The sequence below is a fragment of the Clostridium pasteurianum BC1 genome, assembly GCF_000389635.1.
Lineage (GTDB): Bacteria > Bacillota > Clostridia > Clostridiales > Clostridiaceae > Clostridium_I > Clostridium_I pasteurianum_A.
The window spans coordinates 4,147,387-4,163,797 of the sequence record NC_021182.1 but is presented as its reverse complement, the minus strand read 5'-3'; the positions used below and the strand labels follow the sequence as shown (position 1 = coordinate 4,163,797).

The following is a 16,411-nucleotide window of genomic DNA, read 5'->3' as shown; positions in this document are numbered from 1 at the left end:
ACATGGGGAGAATAATTTTAGTTACTGGTGGAGCTAGAAGTGGAAAAAGCAGTTTTGCAGAATCCATATTTGATGGAATTAAAGAGGTTGTATACATAGCTACAGCAAAAATATATGATGAGGAGATGGAGCAAAGGATAGAAAGGCATAAAAAATCAAGACCGGCAGAGTGGATTACCTATGAAGGCAGCTATAATATTGAAAGGGCAGTCAAAGACAAAAAAAATTATATTTTAGATTGTATTACAGTTATGAGTTCAAACATTATGTTTGATATTACCAGGGACTGTGAGATAATACCGTTAGAAAAACAACAGGAAGTAGAAGAAAAGGTTGAAGGTGAAATAATTGCTCTTATAGATAAAATTAAAGCTATAGACGGTAATCTGGTTATGGTTACAAATGAAGTTGGTTACTCTATAGTACCTGAAAATCATGTAGCAAGAGTTTATAGAGACATAATTGGAAGAATAAATCAGAAAATTGCTAGACTCTCTACAGAAGTCTATCTTGTAACCTGTGGCATACCAAGGAGGATAAAATAATATGCTTAAAGCGTTTATACTTGGACTTCAATTTTTAACAAGGCTGCCAGTAAATATACAAGTGGATTTTCATAAGAAAAATCTTGCTAAAACTCCTGCTTTTTTTTCAATAATAGGAATGATAATAGGTGGAATAGCAGCCATAGTATATTATTTATTGAGTTTTTTTAATAAGGACTTTGCAGCAGCTGGGGCAGTTTTAAGTCTGATAATAGTTACTGGAGGACTTCATATGGATGGACTTTCTGATACCTGTGATGGCTTTTTCTCTTCAAGGGGCAGGGAGAGGGTGCTTGAAATCATGAAGGACAGCAGAGTGGGAAGCTTTGGAGTTATTTCCATAGTATTTGATATATTGTTTAAATATGTTTTGTTAAAAAGCATGACTATTGAAGTAGCAATACCAGCGCTCATTCTTTCCTGCGGCATAGGAAGGACTATGATTGCAATGCTGCTTTCCTTTGGGAGGTCTGCAAGGCCGGGTGGTATGGGAGAGATATTTATGAGTAAAAATTCAAAATTATTTTTTGCTATAACACTTTTAATATTGATTCTTATTGGAGTGATTATTAGTAAATACGCTTTTTTAGCAGCATTATTTGTAGCAATCATTTTTTCACTGCTGTTTATGAAGTATTCTTATAAAATAATAGGAGGGGTTACAGGAGATGTGTATGGAGCTAACTGCGAGCTAAGTGAAATAGTGGCTCTTACAGTATTTCTTGTATTGATGAGATGAATATAGTTTTTATAAGACATGGTAGTACTGAATTAAATCATAAACATGTATACGCAGGTGTAATTGATTCAGAAATATCTCAGAAGGGAATAGAAGAAATAAAGAGTATAAAAAAGCATCTGCAAAAAATAAAATTTCACGAAGTTTACAGCAGCCCTTTAAAAAGAGCTGTTCAAACCACGAAATTACTAGCTGAAAATTATAAAATAGATAGCAGGCTTTCTGAAATGAATTTTGGAATATTTGAAGGGTTAAACTATTGCCAAATAGAAAGCAAATATGCAAATGAAAGCAAGGCATGGGCACAGGATGTACTGAATTACAGCATACCAAAAGGAGAAAGCTTAGCGGAGGTTTTCAATAGAACCAAAGTCTTTATTGAAGAGGTAGGCAGTAAGAAGGGTGATATACTTGTAGTTACTCACGGTGGAGTAATTGCCTGTGCTCTATCTTTGGTTTTTAACCAATATGATTATTTTTATAAATTTAAAGTTATGCATGGGACTGCTTCTGTGATTTCAATAGAGGATGGGTATATGTATATTAAAGCAATAAATTGTATAGATAATATAGTGGATGTTTTGTAAATGAACTATTACAGATTTAAAGTTAATCTAAAAGTATGAAGAAAAATTTTTATCGATGGTTGACTAATCAACTATACTGTAGTAATATATATTTTAGAAAGTTAAATGAAAGGATATTATGATGAATGATAAAATAACATCTTTAACCAAATTAAATGGAAAAATATATAGAAGTACTCAATGCTATATAGATAAAAGACTGGAAAAGTTTAAATTGAGCACAGGGATATATCCATATTTACTTATATTAAATGAAACTGAAGGCATAAGCCAAAATGAAATAAGCAGAGAACTGAGCGTGGATAAAGCTATGTCCGCCAGAACTATTAAAAAGCTTATAGAATTAGGATATATTGAGAAAAGGGAAAATAAGGAGGACATAAGAGCTTATAGATTATTTTTAACTGATAAGGGAAGAGAGGTTATTCCGGAGATTATTAAGGTTATACATAGCTGGATAGCTATCTTAGTGGAAGGCTGCAGTGAAGAAGAAATGGAAATAGGAATAGAATTTTTGGATAAGGTATTATTAAATGCCAGAAAACACAAGGAAAAATGTAAAGAAAGGATTGATGGAATTTGAAAAGTGAAAGTAATTTAAATAAAAACAGATGGTTTATTTTGCTTACAGTAGTATTAAATACTTTCATGTGTTGTTTAGATGGAAGTATTGTAAATGTAGCTTTACCTGTGATGGCTAAAAGACTTAATGTAAATATGGCATCTATTGAGTGGGTAGTTACAAGCTATCTTATAGTCATATCTGCTATGATTCTCATATTTGGAAGATTGGGTGATATTAAAGGTAAAACTAAGATATTTAGATTTGGAATAATTCTATTTACTATTGGATCTTTTTTATGCGGAATGACAAATTCTCTTTTTGTATTAGTACTAGCAAGGGCTATTCAGGCTATAGGAGCGGCGGCTACTATGTCTACAAGTCAGGGAATTATAACTCATGTATTTCCAGCTAATGAGAGAGGCAGGGCACTAGGTATGTCTGGAACATTTGTAGCTTTGGGAACAATGGTAGGACCACCTATAGGTGGATTTATTGTTTCTGCATTAAGTTGGGAGTACATATTTCTGATAAATGTACCTATAGGTATAATTACTTTTATATTTTCAATGAAAATCTTCCCTAAGAATACAGAGGAATTAAGTGAAAAATTGGATATTAAGGGAGCAGCTCTATTTGTAATAGGTATAGTATCATTATTTGGTGCATTGGTGCAGGGGCAGAATACAGGATATAGTCAACCTATAATAATTATTGGATTTGTTGTGGCAGTAGTAGCTTTAGCAGCTTTTGTAATTATTGAAAAGAGAGTAAAAATACCTTTACTTCAGTTAAATATTTTTAAAAATAAGTTATTTTCTTTGAGCATATTTTGTGGGTTTGTTTCATTTATTGCTCTTAGTGCAGTAACTATTATTTTACCTTTTTATTTCCAGGATGTGCTTAAATTATCACCAGCTATAACTGGATTATTTATGATGATTTCACCAATAATTTTATCTGTGGTTGCCCCTATAAGTGGATATTTATCTGATAGGATAGGTTCAGAATTTCTTACGCTTTTGGGACTTATACTTATGAGCATAGGTTTTGTATTCATGGGTAGTTTAAATGAAAATTCCAGTTTGTTCATTGCAGCTATATTTATAGCTATCATGACTGTAGGAAATGGCATGTTCCAATCACCTAATAATTCCCTGGTTATGTCAACTGTAGCTAAAAACAAGCTGGGAATTGCGGGAAGTGTAAATGCACTGGTTAGAAATTTAGGAATGGTACTAGGCGTTTCGCTGTCTACATTGATTTTATATAATAGGATGAGTCACAAAATAGGATATAGGGTAGTTAATTATGTAGAAGGAAGAAATGATGTATTTATTTATGGTATGAGATATGTATTTATAGGAGCAGCAGTATTATGTGGTATAGGGGCTGTAATAACCGCTGTAAGATTATATTCCAATAGGGAAAATAATGAGGAAGTAATAGAAGAGTATTAAAGTATGATGTTATGAGGTTTCAAGGAACAATATATTTATATTAAATACTTGTTAAAAAAACGTATTAGAAAAAAATCTAATACGTTTTTTTTAATTATTTATCATGTTAGGGCAGGGTAATGACATATATATCTTATAAACAAGTAATTAAAAGACTATATGTAATTAAATATAAATTAGTTTCAGGGGGTGCAGTATGGAATTTAGAGACTTAATACAAAATGACAGAGAAAGTAAAAGCAATACAAAATTTGAAGGTACATTTTTGGATTATCTTGATATTGTGAAGAAAAATCCAGATATAGCACAACTAGCACATAAAAGGTTATATGACATAATCGTTAAAAGTGGTTTTGATGTATTAAAGCCAGAAGAAAATCCTAGGATAAGAAAGATATATGGAAATGATGTTATCAAAAGATACAATTTCTTTAAAGATGATTTTTTTGGAATAGATAAAGTTGTTATGAAGATAGTAAATTATTTTTATTCTGCTGCTATGAGAGGTGAAGAATCAAGACAGGTATTATATTTAGTAGGGCCAGTTGGAGCAGGAAAGTCATCCTTAGTAGATGCACTTAAAAAATCTTTAGAATCTGCTCCTCCTATTTATCATTTGAAGGGCTGCCCTTTACATGAAGAACCCTTACATTTAATACCTAATCACCTTAGAAAAAAATTCAATGACCTTTTAGGTTTAGAAATTGAAGGGGATTTGTGCCCAGCATGCAAATATAAATTATTACATGAATATGATGGTGAATATGAAAAGTTCCCTGTGGTAACTAGTACTTTTTCTATAAGATCAAGAAAGGGAATAGGGGTTGTGCCACCGGTAGATCCAAATAACCAAGATACGTCAATTTTGACAGGTTCTGTTGATATTTCCAAGATGGATATGTATTCAGAGGATGATCCTAGAATATTTTCTTTGAATGGAGCTTTTAATGTAGGTAACAGAGGACTTGTAGAATTTATAGAAGTATTCAAAAATGATGTGGAATATTTACACACTATTATAACTGCTACTCAAGAGAAGTCTGTGCCTTCACCAGGAAAGGGTTCAATGATATATTTTGATGGTATAATTCTTGCCCATTCCAATGAAGCTGAGTGGAATAGATTTAAGTCAGATCATACAAATGAAGCTATACTGGATAGAATTGTTAAAGTGGAGGTACCTTATTGCTTAGAATTAAATGAGGAAGTAAAAATATATAATAAAATACTTAATAAGAGTAAGTTCAAGGCACATATAGCACCACATACTATAGAAACAGCAGCAGAATTTGCTATATTGAGTAGATTAAAGCCTTCGAACAAGGCAGACCCGCTTACTAAACTTAAGATATATAATGGAGAAGATATTGTAGAAAAGGGAACTACTAAAAAAATAGATATTTCTGAACTTAGAGAAGAAGCAGGTCTTGATGAAGGTATGCATGGTATTTCCACAAGATTTATAATAAAAGCCATAGATAACGCTCTTTCAGTTTCTGAATATGATTGCATAAATCCACTAAGTATTATGGAGAGTATAATTAGATCCGTTAAAGATCTAGACATAGCAGAGGATGAAAAGAAAAAGTATTTAGGCTTTATACAGGATACAATCAGAAAAGAATATAACAAGACTTTAGAGAAAGAAGTAACTAAAGCTTTTATAAATAGCTTTAGAGAACAGGCAGAAAGCTTATTTGATAATTACCTGGATAATGCAGAGGCTTTTGTAAACAAGACAAAACTTAAAGACAAATCTACTGGAGAAGAACTTCAACCAGATGATAAATTTATGAGATCTATAGAAGAGCAGATTGGAGTATCAGAAAATTCGGCTAAGGGATTTAGAAGTGATGTTACTTCATATATGTTCTATGTAGTTAGAAATGGAGGTAAAATTGATTATACTTCCTATGAACCTTTAAAGGAAGCTATAGAAAAGAAATTAACTACTTCTGTGAAGGATCTATCAAGAATAATAACTAAATCAAGAGTGCGAGATGAAGAGCAAGATGAGAAATATAATGCTATGGTGGAGCAGATGAAAGAAAATGGTTATTGCGTTTACTGCTGCGATGTTATATTAAAATATGCTGCCAATAATTTATGGAAGGATTGATAGCATGACATTATTCAGAGATCATAACTCAACATCACTTGGGCATGATAGGGCAGTAGAAGACAGAAGAAGACATCGTCAGCTTGTTGAAAAGTCCATAAAAGATAATTTAGGAGATATACTATCAGAGGAAAGTATAATAGGTCAGAGTAAGGACAAAAAGATTAAAATACCTATTCGTGGTATAAAAGAATATCAGTTTATCTATGGGAAAAATGTACCTGGTGTTGGCAGTGGCGACGGAAGTGAAAAAAGAGGTCAGGTAATAGGTAAGGATAAATCTCAAAATGGGGGAAAAGGCAATCAGGGCGCTGGTAATGATGAAGGTGAAGATATTTATGAAACGGAGATCACCTTAGAAGATGTAATGAACTATATAATGAATGATTTAGAGTTACCGAAAATGGATAAAAAGAAATTTGCAGAAGTGCTTACAGAAAACGGAACAAAAAAAGCTGGATACCAAAGACATGGAATTAATCCCAGACTTGCAAAAAAGAGAACCACTGTTGAAAAATTGAAAAGACAGCAGGGAAAAAAGAGGGCATTAAGAGAAGAAGATATAGATGAGGAGATAGAGAGATTTCCTTTTAAAAATGAAGATTTAAGATATTACAGGATAAAAAAGACCATGAAAAGAGAATGTAATGCAGTAATCATATGTGTTATGGACGTTTCAGGTTCTATGGATAATACAAAGAAATATTTAGCAAGATCTTTCTTTTTTATTCTATCTCAATTTATAAGAACAAAATATTCTAATGTGGAAATAGCTTTTGTGGCACATTCTACTGTTGGAAGGGAAGTAAATGAGTTTGAATTTTTCCATAAGGTGGAATCCGGTGGGACCTATATATCAAGTGGATTAAATACAGCCCTGGAAATCATTGAAAAAAGATATAACCCAGTTTATTGGAATATATATACATTCTATGTCAGTGATGGGGATAATTGGACGGAAGACAATAATAGAGCAGTAGCATCCGCAAAAAAACTTTGCGAAGTTTGCAATATGTTCGGATATTCAGAAATTATGAGCGGATATTATTCTACTAACATTAAGGATAAACTTGTTAAAGAAGTACAAAATAAGAATTTTATTGCTGTGTCCATAAAACAGAAAAATGATTTATGGAATGCACTTAAAGATATGTTAAAAAAGGAACAAGTGGGGTGATAAATTGTGGAATATACTGTAGCGGATTTAGAAGCTTGGAATAAGAAAATTGAGAAAATAGTAAATGATATTGGTCTTGACTATTATGAACAGGAATTTGAAACAATAGGGTATAAAGATATGCTTGGATATGAAGCATATCTTGGGATGCCATCAAGATATCCTCACTGGAGCTTTGGTAAAGCCTATGAAAAAAATAGTACCACTTATAAATATAATTTAAGTGGTCTTCCATATGAAATGGTTATAAATTCGGATCCCTGTATTGCATATTTAATGAAGGAAAATACATTGCTGCTGCAAATATTAACAATGGCACATGTATACGGACATAATGATTTTTTTAAGAACAATAGACTTTTTGCAGAGGGTACTAGAGCAGATTATACTGTGGAGCTATTTAAGACTGATGCAGATATGGTAAGAGGGTATATAAATGATCCCAGCATTGGATATGAGACAGCTCACGCCATAAAATTACAGACTTCAAGGGTAGTGGGAGAAAAGAGAATAAGTGATGAAGCACTTAAAAGCAGGATTATGCAGGAATATGTGAACAAAAATACAAATAAGAGTATATTGGAACCATATGTAAAAGATACGCCTCCTAACATAAGTAAAATACCCCTTGAACCTGAAGACGATGTACTATACTTTATTATAAGATATGGAAATCTTAGTGAATGGGAAAAAAACCTGCTTCAGGTTGTGCGTAAAGAGACCGCTTATTTTATACCACAAATTGAGACTAAAATTATGAATGAAGGTTGGGCCAGTTATTGGCATTACAATATTTTAAAGCGCTTGAATTTGCCCGATAAACTACATTTGGAATTTCTTAAGCGTCATAATGATGTTATTGCACCGGGTATAGGCTTTATAAATCCTTATTTTATAGGTTTCAAAATGTTTGAATATCTTCATGAAAAATATGGTAAGGAAAAAATATTTGAGATTAGAAAGCTTGAAAGAGATGAATCCTTTATAAGAAGGTATTTGACAAAAGAATTATGCTATGACCTGAATTTATTTGAGTATGCAAAAGAAAATGAAAACTATGTTATAAAAGATGTACCTGATGAAAAAGGATGGATTAATATAAGAAATACCTTGTGCAGTTCCTGTGGTATGGGCATGATTCCCTATATTAGAATAATAGATATGTCTACAAGAGATAATACTTTAACTTTAGAACACGTGTATGATGGAAGAGAGCTTAATATGGGATATGCAGAAGCTACTATAAAATATATATATGAATTATGGGGGCATACAGTAATTTTGAAAACTAAAATGGAAGACGGAGAATTAAGTTTAATATGTGAGTCAAAGGATAGAGTTATAAAGAGGATGACACAGATGAAAATATAAATCAAAAAATTTAAGAAAGCTTAAGGCTGGTTTTATACTGGTCTTAGGCTTAAGTTCATTCTATGGAAATATATAGTAAAAATAGGAAGAATTTGTATTTTTGTATTGTAAAATAAGAAGATGGCGAACCCAAATTACCATGTATTAGCCTAACTAATCTGATAGTTAGTTCGCCTTTTATTTTTAGTTTCCATATCATACTAAAATTTAACCATGCTTTTAAAGAAGGACAGTTCTATATTAACTTTTTCCCATAAAGTCCTGTAAGTCCTAAATTTTCTATCCTATTCTTAATTTCCTTATTGTCAATAGAATAAAGACCTACTCTTTTCATTCTATTAAAATATTCAGCTCCAGAAAAAGTGTATTTAATCTTTTTGCCATCTTTTGCTTTTAATCTATAATTTGCATAGGAAATTAAATCTCCTGTGGCAGTGGAATTGGGCAATATTATGGGCTCTAAATTAGCTAAATATCGTACGGCATTGTGACCAGCAAGAGAGCCGGTACAGATGGCTTCAGTATGTCCTACAAAAAATCCTGACTTCTCCCCAGCACAAAATAAATTGTCTATACCAACAACTTTAAGATCATTAGTTCTTGGAGCGGCTGCCAGGTATCTAACAGAATTACCTCTACCGCCGGAATAGGGATCAATAAATCTAACTTTGTCTAATCCCTTAATTTTTCGTAATTTATCCAGTGGGTAAAAGGGTGTCATAATTTTTATATGCCCTGTATCTAATAGAATTAAATTTTCGGCGAATTTTTCAAGGGCGTATTGCTGACAAACTTTAAGTTTTAATTTCTCAAGATTTACATCTTCCTCAGGAATTTTGAAAATAACTATACCCTTATCATCTAACTGATCTGCTATTTCTTTAGATAGACTATCTTTTGATATTTCACAAGAACCACTAAAAGCTCCAAAACTACCATCATCTCTTTCAGATACTATATCCTTTGCACCTGCAAGGGAACTGATACTTACCCTTGATCCAAAGGTAGGGCATCTTAAAATGCACATTACACATCCATTGCCATGTTTAAAGCAGTTATTCATTCCACCAGTAGAACCGGTGGCGTCTATAAATACATCTCCATCTACAATACCTCCATTTTCAAGCTTTATACCTGTAATTTTATTTTTTTCTTTTTTTATGTTTACTACTCTAGATAATGTTTTTACATCTATTCCTAAAGAGACTAGATGACTTTTTACCTCGGGTTCAATTTTATTGACATCGTAGAACCAGGCATGTTCATGACCGGGAAAATCTACATTTTTATGTGTAGTATTATTATCTGTTATGTGAATTAAATCTCCGGCACCAAGATTTATAAGTTCTTCTGCAGCAGTGTACCTTCCATTGTTTCTCATTATGCCGCCTACATTTCCAAGACCAAGTAATAAATCAGTTCTTTCATATAAACTTACTTCAGCTCCTGCTCTTTTAGCTGTAATAGCTGCCGCACAGCCAGACCAGCCACCTCCAATTATTATAACCTTCAAAAAACTCACCCTTTCAATTAAGGCATCCGGAAATAAGTGAAAGATGCCTAAAGCTATTATTACTATCATATTCATGTCTTTGAATTTTTTTACACTTTTTTCTCTAGTTTGTGTATTGAATTTTATATTTGTTTGATTTATCCTAGAAATAATAAGGTATTTATTTATTGTAAATTGTGTTAAAACGTATACATATTTCGAAAAAGAAAAGAGATGGCTCAAAATTGAGATTTGTAAGAAAAGACGTATTTAATTTGACAATACCTATATTTACCGAGCAATTATTTGTTATGTCCATGGGAATGATTAATACCATGATGGCCGGTCATATAGGGAAAGAAGCTGTGTCGGCCATCGGAATGGTAGATTCAATAAATAATATATTTATTGCATTTTTTTCTGCTCTAGCAATAGGGGGTACTGTTGTAGTTGCACAATTTATAGGACAGGGAAATAATAAATTAGCTAATGAGTCAATGAAGCAGGTATTATATTCTGGAATTTTGATATCCATTGGAATAACTTTACTTACATATGTGTTTCATAATCAGCTTATATCACTTTTGTTTGGTTCAGCAGAGGGTACAGTAATAAGAGATACTTATACTTATCTTACTATAACCCTTTTAACCTATCCGTTAATAGCTGTGGATTTAATTTGTAATGGAATATTAAGAGGTGCTGGAGATACTAAAACTCCAATGAAGAACAGTATTTTTATGAATTTTATAAACGTAATCTTAAGCTTCATTTTTATATATGGAATAAATATTCATGATGAATTTATTGATATTCATACTAGTGGTTTTGGAGTAAAGGGTGCAGCTCTTGGTATAGCTTTTGCAAGGATAATTGGTGCAATGGTAGTCTTGGTGGTTCTACTAAGAGGAACTAAAATATTAAAATTAACTAAGTTAACTGTATTTAAATTCAATAAGGAATTATTGAAGCCTATTTTTGGTATAGGAATTCCTGCCAGTGTGGAATCTTTATTGTTTAATTGTGGAAAATTAATTACTCAGGTATATATTGTAGATATGGGTACAATAGCCATAGCTTCCAATTCCATAAGTGTTTCTATAACTAATATGTTTAATATACCAGGTAATGCACTAAGTATAGCAGCTACTGCCTTGGTAGGCCAGTATATGGGCAAGGGAAGGACTGAAGAAGCAGGAAAATGTTTAGCGTATATAACTAAAATTTCCACTGTAGGATTGATGACAGTAGGGCTTATATCTATACCTTTTGCAAAATTAGTCTCAACACTATATACTCAAAATTCAGATATTATACATTTAACCACTAATATTTTAATAATAAATGGTATAGGTACTTCACTTTGGGCTATTGGTTTTGTGTTACCAGCAGGACTAAAAGGGGCAGGAGATGCTAAATATACTATGATTACTTCAATTATAGGTATGTGGTTAATTAGAATTACTCTCGGATATATACTTGGAATACCTTTGGGTCTAGGATTAATAGGGGTTTGGCTTGCAATGTATATAGATTGGCTTGTAAGAGGAATTTTGTATATCATAAGATTTAAAAAAGGTGCATGGAAAAATATTGTAGTAATAAAGAAAAGTAATAATATTTCTAAAAGTGAATCTACATAATTTTATTTAAACTATATAAATTGTGAAAATAAATCATATGATATAGTGATATATAAATAATATATAGGGAGTATTATTCATGGCACATTTAAATATTTCTATGGAGGAAGTTCTGATTTTAATTGAAAGAAATGCAGATTATGATAAAAAAAGGGTAAGAAAACTAACGGCCATTAATGATAGGGAAATTGAAATAACAGTGGGTATAGGCTTTTTACCAAATATTAAGATTATTCTTATGTTCAACAAATTTGAGAAAGGTAAAATTTATTTCAATTTAAACTCTAATGAGGGTATTATAAATATGTTTATGGGATTTTTAAAGAAAAATGACAGTGAGGATTATATATATATACACAACAAAATAGTTATAGTGAAAGCAAATAAATTTCTTTTAAAACGATTTTCGGGAGTACAGATTACAGATTTGAACATAGCAAATAAAGAGGTGAATGTAAAATTCTATATCAGCAATAATGTGTAGAGTAACAAATTTTATATGTTATGAATAGCTGCTGTAATACTCCAATCTTTAGTGTGAGATAACAGCAGCATGTAATTACAAATTAATATATTTTAATTGAATTTTAGTAAAGTCACTAATTTTTTATTTTTTAATATAGCTTTAAAAATTGGATAACCTAAGCAAGTTACAACTATAAATTCTCCTAGTGCCACTTCGCCAAAGCTTAGCAAAAAAGGTAATTTCAATATAAAATATAACTCAATAGCTATTATTATACCATTGGCAATAGTAGGGTATAATGTTGCTAGGAATAGATTTTTGGTTTTGCTTATTAAAAAAACAGCTATAAGTGTGGCGAAACTTCCAAAAGCCATATCTACAAAGCCCATTGGACTGAATATGTTTGCAATAATACATCCAAGAACGAGACCTGGTATGTAGGCAGAGTCTATAAAAGCTAATAAAACCATAATTTCTGTTAATCTAAATTGAATGGGACCATAGCTTAAAGAAGAAAGTGCCCAGGTTAATGCACCATATAGGGCTGCAACCATAGCTGTTCTCACTAAATTTTTTGTCTGAAAGAAAATTTTCATAGTAACCTCCAAATTTTTTTAGTAAGCCTCTTAAATTCAAAAGTTACAGCATTATAATATCAATGAATCTTACTTAATTTAAATAAAACATTTTGGTTATAGACATATTAAAATTATAACAAAAAAGGCTGTCTAAAAGACAGCTTATCCATCTAAGTTATTCTAGATTTCAATGCCGTAGTTTTGTTTAATGACAGGAGGCTTTCGAACTGTCACTGAAAATTGTATCAGGTTAGTAAAGAAGTTTCAATAGATTTTTATATAAGGCATATTCAAATAAATCTAAAATAATATATGATTTTGCCTTAAAGCAATAATATAGACAATTATACAAGGAGTAATGAAATGAGTGTAGAATTAAAAAGACAGAGAATAAATATGGCCATGAAAAGAGAAAAATCGGATTTAGTTATTAAAAATGCAAATATAGTTAATGTATTTACAAAGGAAATAATAAAGGGAGATATAGCAATTTGTAAGGATCAAATTGTTGGAATAGGTGATTATTCTGGGACTCGGGAAATAGATGTTAATGGAAAATATGTCTGCCCGGGACTTATAGATAGTCATATGCATATAGAGTCTACCATGGTCACTCCACCGGAATTTGCTAGAACAATAATACCACATGGAACTACAACACTTATAGCAGATCCACATGAAATAGCTAATGTTTGTGGAATTAACGGGATAAATTTTATGCTCAATCAATCAAAAGAATTACCATTAAATGTTTATTATATGATGCCTTCCAGTGTACCTAGTACATCCTTTGAAAATAATGGAGCCGATTTAACGGCAGAACTTATTGAACCATTTCTATCAAATGATAAAATACTAGGACTTGGAGAAGTTATGGATTATCCAGCAGTGACAAGCGGCAATGAAAAAATGTTAAAAAAGATTGATTTGTTCGATAATAAGATTATTGATGGACATTCACCAAATCTTACAGGAGATGCACTAAATGCTTATAAAACCGCTGGAATTATGACTGATCATGAATGCTCCACCATAGAAGAGGCACTGGAACGCATAAGGCTTGGAATGTATGTGCAAATAAGAGAAGGTTCGGCAGCCAGAAATCTGAAGAATCTGGTTGAAGGTCTTATTAAAAATCATATGGGATTTGATAGATGTGTTTTCTGCACAGATGATAAACATTTAGAGGATATAAGGCAAAATGGACATATAAGTTATAATATAAAAAAGGCAATAAAATATGGAGTGAGCCAAATTGATGCCATATGTATGGCCACCATAAATGCCGCCCAGTGTTATAAATTAAAAAGATTGGGAGCTGTAGCACCAGGATATTCTGCAGATATTTTAATATTAAACAGTTTAGAGGATTTCAATATAGATAAAGTGCTCTATCGTGGAAAGATGATTTATGAACATAAGAAAATTTGCACCAAAATTCACTTAAGCATAGATGATAACAATGTACTCAATACTGTGAGAGTACGAGATATAAGTGATGAGGATTTAAAAATAAAACTTGTCAGCAATGTAGCTACAGTAATAAAAATTAAGGACAATGAATTGATTACTAAGAAAGAAAATAAAAAAGTGACAGTAGAAAATGGAGCTTTTATAGCTGATGAAAATTTTTCAAAAATAGCAGTTATAGAAAGACATAAGGCTACAAAAAATATAGGACTTGGCATAGTGAGTAATTTTAATATCAGAAATGGAGCCATTGCCAGTACTGTGGCTCATGATTCTCACAATTTAATTGTAATCGGAGATAATGATGATGACATGATAACAGCTGTTGAAGAGATTAAAAAGGTAAATGGTGGCTATACTGTTGTAAGTAGGGGAGAGGTTAAAGGAACATTACCACTTCCCATAGCTGGTCTAATGAGTGATAAAAATGCAGAATATGTGGAAAAGACCCTAAGTAAAATGATTGAGGAAGCATTAAAGCTTGGAATTAATAAGAATATAGACCCCTTTATCACGTTATCTTTTTTAGCACTGCCTGTTATACCGGAGATTAGAATTACAGACAAGGGACTTTTCGATGTAACACAATTTAAATTTATTTAATATAGCATGATTATCTCACAAAAAGTATATTTAATAAAAGATATATACTATAATCCTGAAGATTTCACATTGAAACTACTATAAATGGTATAGTGCAAATTAATCTACAGCTTTTTGTGGTTTAATCATAGTATACATTTTAAAAATAATGTTGAAAAATATTTTAATAATACTTAAAATAGGTATTATTAGTTCTATTGGTGATTTGTTGGATTACTTTGTATATGAAAGTTAAATTATTTTGAAAGAGGGCATAGCAGAATTTAAAATGGCTTTAAATTGTTATGCATTTTGCCAATACTTTAATAAAAAACTATAGATTAATTAAATAAAATGAGGTGTAAAAATGAGTAGTATTGGAGGAAGCGGTTGCGAGTTATTAATACCATTATGCGAAAGAAAACCGCTGCAGGATATAGAACGCAGCATTGTTAAAAAATATAGAAAATATTTATGGACAAAATTCATCAGGGCAATTAAAGATTTTAAACTGGTAGAAGAGGGAGATAAAATTGCAGTAGCTGTCTCTGGAGGTAAGGATAGTCTTCTTATGGCAAAATTATTTCAACAGCTGAAATATCATCCTCAAATCAATTTTGAATTGGAATTTATTGCTATGGATCCAGGCTTTCATGAAAGTAACAGAGAACTGCTGCTTAATAATTGTGAATATTTAAATATTCCAGTGCATCTTTTTGAATCTGGCATTTTTGAAGTAGTAGAAAATATAGCTAAGGACTATCCTTGTTATATGTGTGCTAGAATGCGTAGAGGAGCACTTTATACTAAGGCTAAGGAACTTGGATGTAATAAATTGGCTTTGGGACATCATTTTAATGATGTCATAGAAACCACTATGTTAAATGTTTTATATTCAGGCAATTTTAAAACTATGAAGCCAAAGCTGAAATCAAAAAATTTTCAGGGCTTAGAGCTAATTAGGCCACTATATTATATTGAGGAAAATGATATTAAGAAATTTGTTCGTAACAATGGATTGTCTACTATGAACTGCGGGTGTATAGTAGCAGCAGAAAAAACTTCAAGTAAGAGAAAAGAAGTAAAGGATTTAATAAGTGAATTAAAAAAGAACTTTAACGATGTAGATAAATCCATATTTCAATCAGCACAAAATGTAAATTTAAACTCTATTGTAGGCTGGGAAAAGAATGGAGAAAAATATTCTTTTTTAGATATTTATGATGAAGAATAAATGTACATTTAAAATAATTAGTCTGTAAGTAAAATATGTGCTTGATATTAATAGCATGTAATTTTAATGTTAAGCACATATTTAACGCTGATATAATAGACAAGATAAAAAATTTACTTAAATTTAAAAAAATTGTTTGAAAAAATTGAATATTGTTATATAATTTATTTATTGAAATGTATAATTTATCAAGAATTGGGGGAGAGAGTTAGCTCGGTGATCCTATGCCAACCTACAAACGAAAGGTGGCTCTGCTAGCATCGATAAGAAACATATAGAACGTAGACTCTTCTTATCGGATAAAACCAATCAGAGGAGTTTTTTATTTATCAATGAATCTTACTCAGTGGGAATTTGTACTTCCACTGAGTTTAGATGAATTATCC

The 16,411-nt window shown here is 31.4% G+C and carries 14 protein-coding genes; 12 read left to right on the top strand and 2 right to left on the bottom strand.

Annotated features, from left to right (window positions below; genetic code table 11):
• Positions 1-2: 2 nt before the first annotated feature.
• From cobU to CLOPA_RS19340, 8 genes are all read left to right on the top strand, one after another.
• Positions 3-545 carry a bifunctional adenosylcobinamide kinase/adenosylcobinamide-phosphate guanylyltransferase gene (gene cobU / locus CLOPA_RS19375; RefSeq protein WP_015617125.1) on the top strand — a complete coding sequence of 181 codons (543 nt, stop codon included), beginning with the start codon at positions 3-5 and terminating at the stop codon, positions 543-545.
• A gap of 1 nt (position 546) precedes the next feature.
• Positions 547-1,284 carry an adenosylcobinamide-GDP ribazoletransferase gene (cobS, locus tag CLOPA_RS19370; RefSeq protein WP_015617124.1) on the top strand — a complete coding sequence of 246 codons (738 nt, stop codon included), beginning with the start codon at positions 547-549 and terminating at the stop codon, positions 1,282-1,284.
• Positions 1,281-1,871 carry a histidine phosphatase family protein gene (locus CLOPA_RS19365; protein ID WP_015617123.1) on the top strand — a complete coding sequence of 197 codons (591 nt, stop codon included), beginning with the start codon at positions 1,281-1,283 and terminating at the stop codon, positions 1,869-1,871. Before cobS ends, CLOPA_RS19365 begins: the two co-directional genes overlap by 4 nt.
• 121 nt (positions 1,872-1,992) lie before the next feature.
• A complete protein-coding gene (locus CLOPA_RS19360) occupies positions 1,993-2,454 on the top strand; it encodes a MarR family winged helix-turn-helix transcriptional regulator (RefSeq protein WP_015617122.1) in 462 nt (153 codons plus the stop codon).
• Positions 2,451-3,893 carry an MFS transporter gene (locus tag CLOPA_RS19355; protein WP_015617121.1) on the top strand — a complete coding sequence of 481 codons (1,443 nt, stop codon included), beginning with the start codon at positions 2,451-2,453 and terminating at the stop codon, positions 3,891-3,893. Before CLOPA_RS19360 ends, CLOPA_RS19355 begins: the two co-directional genes overlap by 4 nt.
• 196 nt (positions 3,894-4,089) lie before the next feature.
• Entirely contained in the window at positions 4,090-6,012 is a 1,923-nt protein-coding gene (locus tag CLOPA_RS19350) for a PrkA family serine protein kinase (protein WP_015617120.1), read from the top strand.
• A 4-nt stretch (positions 6,013-6,016) separates the two neighbouring features.
• On the top strand, positions 6,017-7,189 hold the full coding sequence (gene yhbH, locus CLOPA_RS19345) for a sporulation protein YhbH (RefSeq protein WP_015617119.1): 1,173 nt from the start codon (positions 6,017-6,019) through the stop codon (positions 7,187-7,189).
• A gap of 6 nt (positions 7,190-7,195) precedes the next feature.
• Positions 7,196-8,560: a SpoVR family protein gene (locus CLOPA_RS19340; RefSeq protein WP_015617118.1), complete on the top strand. Its 1,365-nt coding sequence runs from the start codon at positions 7,196-7,198 to the stop codon at positions 8,558-8,560.
• 235 nt (positions 8,561-8,795) lie between these two features.
• On the opposite strand, the gene CLOPA_RS19335 is transcribed toward CLOPA_RS19340, so the two are convergent.
• Positions 8,796-10,073 (bottom strand): FAD-dependent oxidoreductase, encoded by a 1,278-nt coding sequence (locus CLOPA_RS19335; protein WP_041710993.1) that lies wholly within the window; start codon positions 10,071-10,073, stop codon positions 8,796-8,798.
• Positions 10,074-10,297: 224 nt separating this feature from the next.
• On the opposite strand from CLOPA_RS19335, the gene CLOPA_RS19330 reads away from it, so the two are divergent.
• Positions 10,298-11,695 carry an MATE family efflux transporter gene (locus CLOPA_RS19330; RefSeq protein ID WP_041710992.1) on the top strand — a complete coding sequence of 466 codons (1,398 nt, stop codon included), beginning with the start codon at positions 10,298-10,300 and terminating at the stop codon, positions 11,693-11,695.
• A gap of 79 nt (positions 11,696-11,774) precedes the next feature.
• Positions 11,775-12,179 carry a hypothetical protein gene (locus CLOPA_RS19325; protein WP_015617115.1) on the top strand — a complete coding sequence of 135 codons (405 nt, stop codon included), beginning with the start codon at positions 11,775-11,777 and terminating at the stop codon, positions 12,177-12,179.
• 92 nt (positions 12,180-12,271) lie between these two features.
• Here the strand turns inward: CLOPA_RS19325 and CLOPA_RS19320 are convergent, their stop codons facing one another.
• The gene (locus tag CLOPA_RS19320; protein ID WP_015617114.1) at positions 12,272-12,757 is read right to left on the bottom strand and encodes a QueT transporter family protein; all 486 of its coding nucleotides are present in this window, start codon (positions 12,755-12,757) and stop codon (positions 12,272-12,274) included.
• A 345-nt stretch (positions 12,758-13,102) separates the two neighbouring features.
• On the opposite strand from CLOPA_RS19320, the gene ade reads away from it, so the two are divergent.
• Positions 13,103-14,812, top strand: a complete 1,710-nt coding sequence (gene ade, locus CLOPA_RS19315; protein WP_015617113.1) for an adenine deaminase — start codon at positions 13,103-13,105, stop codon at positions 14,810-14,812.
• A gap of 346 nt (positions 14,813-15,158) precedes the next feature.
• Complete coding sequence (locus CLOPA_RS19310) at positions 15,159-16,025, top strand: tRNA 2-thiocytidine(32) synthetase TtcA (protein ID WP_015617112.1); 867 nt, start codon at positions 15,159-15,161, stop codon at positions 16,023-16,025.
• Positions 16,026-16,411: the final 386 nt, after the last annotated feature.

What these genes read in the sequence shown, in the direction of transcription:
- cobU (WP_015617125.1), top strand. Translation starts at nt 3, where the DNA reads ATGGGGAGAATAATTTTAGTTACTGGTGGAGCTAGAAGTGGAAAAAGC.
- cobS (WP_015617124.1), top strand. Translation starts at nt 547, where the DNA reads ATGCTTAAAGCGTTTATACTTGGACTTCAATTTTTAACAAGGCTGCCA.
- CLOPA_RS19365 (WP_015617123.1), top strand. Translation starts at nt 1,281, where the DNA reads ATGAATATAGTTTTTATAAGACATGGTAGTACTGAATTAAATCATAAA.
- CLOPA_RS19360 (WP_015617122.1), top strand. Translation starts at nt 1,993, where the DNA reads ATGAATGATAAAATAACATCTTTAACCAAATTAAATGGAAAAATATAT.
- CLOPA_RS19350 (WP_015617120.1), top strand. Translation starts at nt 4,090, where the DNA reads ATGGAATTTAGAGACTTAATACAAAATGACAGAGAAAGTAAAAGCAAT.
- yhbH (WP_015617119.1), top strand. Translation starts at nt 6,017, where the DNA reads ATGACATTATTCAGAGATCATAACTCAACATCACTTGGGCATGATAGG.
- CLOPA_RS19325 (WP_015617115.1), top strand. Translation starts at nt 11,775, where the DNA reads ATGGCACATTTAAATATTTCTATGGAGGAAGTTCTGATTTTAATTGAA.
- CLOPA_RS19320 (WP_015617114.1), bottom strand. Translation starts at nt 12,757, where the DNA reads ATGAAAATTTTCTTTCAGACAAAAAATTTAGTGAGAACAGCTATGGTT.
- ade (WP_015617113.1), top strand. Translation starts at nt 13,103, where the DNA reads ATGAGTGTAGAATTAAAAAGACAGAGAATAAATATGGCCATGAAAAGA.
- CLOPA_RS19310 (WP_015617112.1), top strand. Translation starts at nt 15,159, where the DNA reads ATGAGTAGTATTGGAGGAAGCGGTTGCGAGTTATTAATACCATTATGC.